7 protein-coding genes are annotated in these 5,184 nt (G+C 64.4%); all 7 read left to right on the plus strand.

The window, feature by feature from the left end:
• The coding region (locus WCA53_RS25070; protein ID WP_423916770.1) for a CaiB/BaiF CoA transferase family protein at positions 1-810 on the plus strand (810 nt) is incomplete at its 5' end.
• A gap of 37 nt (positions 811-847) precedes the next feature.
• Complete coding sequence (locus WCA53_RS25075; RefSeq protein WP_423916772.1) at positions 848-1,846, plus strand: protocatechuate 3,4-dioxygenase; 999 nt, start codon at positions 848-850, stop codon at positions 1,844-1,846.
• 42 nt (positions 1,847-1,888) lie between these two features.
• Positions 1,889-2,542 (plus strand): RraA family protein, encoded by a 654-nt coding sequence (locus WCA53_RS25080; protein WP_423916774.1) that lies wholly within the window; start codon positions 1,889-1,891, stop codon positions 2,540-2,542.
• A gap of 30 nt (positions 2,543-2,572) precedes the next feature.
• Complete coding sequence (locus tag WCA53_RS25085; RefSeq protein ID WP_423916778.1) at positions 2,573-3,232, plus strand: RraA family protein; 660 nt, start codon at positions 2,573-2,575, stop codon at positions 3,230-3,232.
• 2 nt (positions 3,233-3,234) lie between these two features.
• On the plus strand, positions 3,235-3,897 hold the full coding sequence (locus WCA53_RS25090; protein ID WP_423916783.1) for a 4-carboxy-4-hydroxy-2-oxoadipate aldolase/oxaloacetate decarboxylase: 663 nt from the start codon (positions 3,235-3,237) through the stop codon (positions 3,895-3,897).
• Positions 3,898-3,904: 7 nt separating this feature from the next.
• The gene (locus tag WCA53_RS25095) at positions 3,905-4,684 is read left to right on the plus strand and encodes an enoyl-CoA hydratase/isomerase family protein (RefSeq protein WP_423916785.1); all 780 of its coding nucleotides are present in this window, start codon (positions 3,905-3,907) and stop codon (positions 4,682-4,684) included.
• Between the two features lie 68 nt (positions 4,685-4,752).
• A complete protein-coding gene (locus WCA53_RS25100) occupies positions 4,753-5,172 on the plus strand; it encodes a PaaI family thioesterase (RefSeq protein WP_423916787.1) in 420 nt (139 codons plus the stop codon).
• Positions 5,173-5,184 lie beyond the last annotated feature (12 nt).

Genomic DNA, 5,184 nt, shown 5'->3' on the forward strand with positions numbered 1-5,184 from the left:
GGCCAGGACGGTCCGTATGCGAACTGGCCCGGCTTCGACTCGATCGCGCAGGGCATGGGCGGCCTCATGAGCGTGACGGGGAAGCCGGGCGAAGGTCCGATGCGCGTCGGCATTCCGATTGCGGACCTGTGCGCGGGTCACTTCTGCGCGATGGCGATCCTGACCGCTTTGCTCGAGCGGGAAGCATCGGGCGAGGGACAGTGGGTACAGACATCGCTACTCGAAGCGCAGCTCGCGATGCTCGACTTCCAGGCGGCGCAATGGCTTGTGGACGGGAAGGTGCCGGAGCAGGTGGGTAATGAGCATCCCCTCACGGTGCCGACCGGCGTATTCGCGACTCAGGACGGCTACCTCAACCTCGCCGCGATCGGTCAGACGATGTGGATGCGTTTGTGCGACGCGCTCGGTCTCGAGGATCTTGCACGGGCACCGGGCTACGACTCGGACCCGGCCCGCGTCGGGAACCGTGACGCGGTGAACAAGGTGGTCAGCGAGGTGTTCAAGACGCGCACGACGACGCAATGGACCGAAATCCTGCTTAAGGCCGGTGTGCCGTGCGGCCCGATCTACGGAATCGATGAAGTGTTCGACGACCCGCAGGTCAGGCATCTCGGCATCACATGGCCTGTCGATCTGCCGGGTAAAACCGGAGCCGCGTTGGTCGGGCAGCCGTTCCGGTTGTCGCGCTACCCGCGCGAAGCCGCGCCGCGCCTTGCGCCCGAACACGGCGAGCACACCCAGGCAATCCTGCAGGAGCTCGGCTACTCAGGCAAGCAGATCGAACAATGGCGCAAAACGTTCGTAGTCTGAACGTGACTCAACCCACGAGAGAACGAAAGGAGACGAAATGGCACGTTTGGTAGCCGCATTCGGTTCATCGCACAGCATCATGCTGGTATCGCAGCGCGAAGATTGGCAGCATGGCTTCCGCGCGGTCGACCCGAAGAACCCGCATTACTTCGACAAGGCCGGCGATCGCGTCACTTATGACGATTTGCTCGAGTGCGCACCGGCCGAAGCCGCAGCGATGGTCACGTCCGAAAAGATGGGCGAGCGCTACGATCGGGCCGAAGCGGCAATGGACGAGTTGCGCGAGCGCATTCGCGCCGCGTGCCTCGATGTACTGATTGTCGTCGGCGACGATCAGACTGAGTTGTTCCGGACAACGAATAACCCGGCATTCGCAATCTACTACGGCGAGACGATCCGAAACGCGAAGCGTGTGACTGGCGAGAACGACAGCTGGTACGCACGAGCACGCACCATGCGCCAGGAGCCCGATGCCGACGTCGATTATCCCGTCAAGTCAGACATGGCGCGCTGGATGATTCGCGAACTCTGCGAACGCGATTTCGATATGGCGGCAATGGACGGCCTCGAGCGCGGCCAGTACGAAGGCCACGCGTTCTCGTTCATTCACCGCCGCTACCTGCAGGGGCTCGACCTGCCGGTCATCCCGGTGATCGTGAATACCTTCGACCCGCCCAATCAGCCCACGCCGCGGCGCTGTATCCAGCTCGGCGCCGCGTTGCGGGAGCTGATCGAGGCGTACCCCGAAGACCTGCGCGTGGGTGTACTCGCCTCGGGCGGCCTCTCCCACTTTGTGGTCGACGAGGCGCTGGACAACGGCATCATCGCCGCAATCCACCGCAAGGACAGTGCATGGCTTGCCGCGCTGGATCCGAAGCAGTTGCAGGCGGGTAGCTCGGAGATCCGCAACTGGATCATTGCGGTCGAAGCGGTCAAGTCACTTGACCTCGAATGGGTCTCGTACACGCCGGGCTACCGTAGCCCCGCGCTGACCGGCACCGGTTTGTGTTTCGCCGCATGGCGCACGCTGGCCTGAACCGGCTTCATGCCGCAGTGAAATCTACGGAAGACAACCAACATGACTGACCAGTATGTACAGCGCCTGCGCCGGCTCGATTGCTGCGCGGTGTCGGACGCGCTCGATAGACTCAAACTGCCCGGCGTCGTGAGCGGACTGCCACAGCGCGCGGGCGCGGGAAGGATCGCCGGCCGCGCGATCACCGTCAAGCTTGGTACCGGCGAAGCGCCGCCGGGACCGTCAGTGCACCTCGGCAGCAGGGCAATCGAACAGGCCAATGGTGAGAACGTGATTGTGGTCGAACAGCGTAGCGGTGTTGAAGCCGGATGCTGGGGCGGTCTCCTCTCGCTTGCGGCGAAAGTGCGTGAAGTGGCGGGTGTGGTGGCCGACGGCCCGGTGCGCGACATCGACGAAGCCATCGCCTATGAGCTACCGGTGTTCAGCCGCGCGACCACAGCGCGCACGGCGCGCGGCCGCGTGGTCGAGAAGGGCACTAACGTGCCCGTGCAGATCGGCGAAGTGGAGGTCGAGGCAGGCGATTATGTCGTGGCCGACAACAGCGCCGTGATCTTCATCCGCGCCGCAGACATCGAGCGCGTGCTCGATGCTGCGGAAACCATCGTCGCGAAGGAAGCCGCGATGGCCAAAGCGATTCTGTCTGGCTCGCCGGTCGGGAAGGTGATGGGTGGCAACTACGAACACATGCTCAAGTGAGCACATTCACAATCCACCAGGACACACATCATGACGAACGACAATCGCAACGTCGAACGCGCGGGCAAACTCGATACGGCCACCCTCTCGGATGCGCTCGACAAACTCGGCATCACCGGGCAGTGCTACAGGATCAAGGCCCGCAGTACGGACTTCCGGCTCGCGGGGCGCGCCTGGACACTCAAGTACGGTCCTGCTTCGAACCCGCCTGGCACGGTCGGCGACTACATCGACGACGTGCCGCCCGGCGCGGTCGTCGTGCTTGACAACGGCGGGCGCGAAGACGCGACCGTCTGGGGCGATATTCTGACCGAGATCGCACACCGCCGAGGCCTGGGCGGCACGGTGATCAACGGCGTGTGCCGCGACGTCTCCCTTTGCCTGGAGCTCGGCTATCCCGTGTTCAGCCGCGATCACTGGATGCGCACGGGTAAGGATCGCGTGCAAGTCGAGGCGACCAACATTGCCGTCAATATCGGCGAGGCACGCGTTCAGCCTGGTGACATTCTGCGCGGCGACGCCGACGGTGTGATCGTGATCCCGCGCGAGCATGAGGACACTGTGCTCGACGCGGCCGAGACCATTCAGCATGCAGAGGACGCAATCCGCGAAGCCTGTCGCGGCGGCATGCGTCTTGATGAGGCGCGCCAACAGTTCAAGTACCACCAGTTGCAGACTCGGAGGCAATAAGCATGAAAGAACACGATTCGGCAACGACGGTGCGCACCGCAATCGAACGCGTCGAGGCGAGCGTGGTCGAGACCGCGCGCACGCTGCCCGCGGCGACGCTGCACGAAGCCGGCGGCAAGATCGGGGCACTGCCGGCAGCGATCAAGCCGGTGGCGCAGGGTTTCAGGATCTGCGGCACGGCAATTACCGTGCATTCGCCGGGCGGCGACAATCTATGGCTGCATCGCGCAGTTGTGCTCGCGCAACCGGGCGATGTGCTGGTGGTCTACACGAACGGCGTCTACGAGCACGGTTACTGGGGTGAAGTGATGACTACCGCGGCGAAGGTGCGCGGTCTCGCCGGTCTCGTGATCGACGCCAGTGTGCGCGACGCAGACCTGCTCGAGCAGATAGGCTTCCCGGTGTTTTCGCGCGGCCTGTCGATTCGCGGGACGGGCAAGGATTACGGTGCTATCGGCTGGATCAACGAGCCGGTGATGATCGGCAATGTAACGGTCAACGCGGGTGACCTGATTGTCGGCGACCGCGACGGGGTGGTCGCTATCCCACGCAAGCGCGCCGCGGACGTGGTCGAGAAGGCCGCCAGGCGCGAGGCCGAGGAGGCCGCGATCTGCAAGCGCATTGAGGCCGGCGAGACGACCATGCAGATCTACAACTTCCATTGAGCCGAACATGACCTCGAAATCCGCCACCGCTTCGTCCGGCCTTGCGCCGGAACTGACCATCACCGCTCCGACGGCGACGATCACGTTGCGCCGGCCCGAGATGGCGAACCGTCTCGAACCAGAAGACCTCGCGACGCTGCGCGGCTTCATTGGCGAAGTGAACGCGCGACGCGACGTGCTCGTGTTGCGGCTATGCGCCGAAGGCCGGCACTTTTGCGCTGGCTTTAACATTGGCAGCGTCGCCAGCGGTAACGCGGGAGCGAGCTTCGAGGCGCTAGCGAACGAGCTGGAGAGCGCGCGGCCGGTGACGATCGCCGCGATCAACGGTGGCGTGTACGGCGGCGCGACCGACCTCGCTCTCGCCTGCGACTTCCGCGTCGGTGTCGAGACGAGCCAGATGTTCGTGCCTGCTGCGCGACTTGGTTTGCTGTTCTATCGCGACGGCCTGCAGCGCTACGTTTCGAGGCTGGGGCTGAATACGGCAAAGAAGCTGCTGCTTGCGGCGGCGACGTTCGATGCCGCGCAGATGCAAGCCTGCGGCTTTCTCGACGCGGTGTTGGCGCCAGCCGCGCTGCGCGACGAAGTCGAGCGCCTGAGCGGCGAGCTGGCCGGGATGGCGCCGCTGGCGCTCCTCGGCATGAAGAAGCACCTGAACCGGATCGCATCCGGCACGCTCGACGAAGACGAGTTCTGGCACGACGTGAGCGAGGCGGACGCATCGCAGGACTTGCGTGAAGGCGCGCTGGCGTGGCAGGAGAAGCGCAAACCGGTGTTTCGCGGCGAATAGGCGTCGAAACAATGCGAAAGGCGCTTAGGTTTCGAACCGCGACTGACCTCGAAAATAGGAGAACATCAATGGAAATCGAAGAGAAACCGGCTCTCGGGTGCCTTTCCGGCACGAACGGCTCGCTGCCCGCGGTGACGACAACGCTTGGCGGCACGTTCCTGTCACTGGGAGACGGCACGCTCGAGGCGCAATACGTGGGCGTGCCGGCGTTCCTCAACCCGGCAGGTCAGGTGCAAGGCGGCATGCTGTGCGCGATGCTCGACGACGTGACGGCGACGCTCGTGACGTCGACACTGGCTGAAGGCGAACACTGCGCAACGCTGAGCCTCAACACGTCGTTCCTGCGGCCCGCGAAGCCGGGCCGACTGATTGGCCGCGCGACGCTAGTGCGCAGGGGACGCGGTGTGTGCAACGTGAACGGAGAGCTGCGGCAGGACGATAAGCTCGTTGCAACGGCGTCGGCGGTATGCATGATCGTCGCGCGTTGAGCCCGGCGCGCG

It is taken from the genome of Caballeronia sp. (genome assembly GCF_049581465.1).
In the GTDB taxonomy this organism is placed as follows: domain Bacteria; phylum Pseudomonadota; class Gammaproteobacteria; order Burkholderiales; family Burkholderiaceae; genus Caballeronia.